This is a genomic window from Stenotrophomonas sp. GbtcB23, from assembly GCF_019091045.1.
Lineage (GTDB): Bacteria > Pseudomonadota > Gammaproteobacteria > Xanthomonadales > Xanthomonadaceae > Stenotrophomonas > Stenotrophomonas rhizophila_A.
Genome location: NZ_JAGXKC010000180.1, coordinates 1 through 519 on the forward strand (window position 1 = coordinate 1; position 519 = coordinate 519).

The window sequence follows — 519 nt, forward strand, 5'->3', positions numbered from 1 at the left end:
GAGGAGGGCCTGGACCATGTCACCGATGTGTTGGTTCGGGCCCAGCTCGAGGGCTAGGCGTTCAAAGTTTGACGTGGCATTTTCTGCAAGCTGTAGGTTACCTTAACGCTCACGGCTGCATGGGCGCTGCGTCGCGGCGCGCCCGGCGCCGGCAGGTCGACAGAGTGTCAGCAGCTATAAGGAACAAACGGGATGTCATTGCCACAGAATCGACCGGGATATCGTCCGGATATCGACGGGTTGCGCGCTATTGCCGTGCTCGCGGTTGTTGTATTTCATCTCAACAAGAGCTGGCTGCCAGGTGGCTTCACCGGCGTTGACGTCTTCTTTGTTATCTCCGGCTTCCTTATTACGGGAATTCTGAGCCGAGGATTGCAGTCGGGCACGTTCTCCTACGCGGGATTCTATCTTGCGCGGGCGCGGCGCATTCTGCCAGCTACCATCTTCTGCATAGCCGTCACCCTGTTGGTGGGGAGCGTAGTGATGCTCCCACAGGACGCTGCGAGTCTTGGGGCGACG

General features: G+C 59.0%; 1 protein-coding gene. It reads left to right on the plus strand.

What is annotated here, in order from left to right:
* Positions 1-192: 192 nt before the first annotated feature.
* Positions 193-519 (plus strand): acyltransferase (locus tag KVS69_RS18700; protein WP_217539477.1); only part of this gene is annotated, 327 nt, incomplete at its 3' end.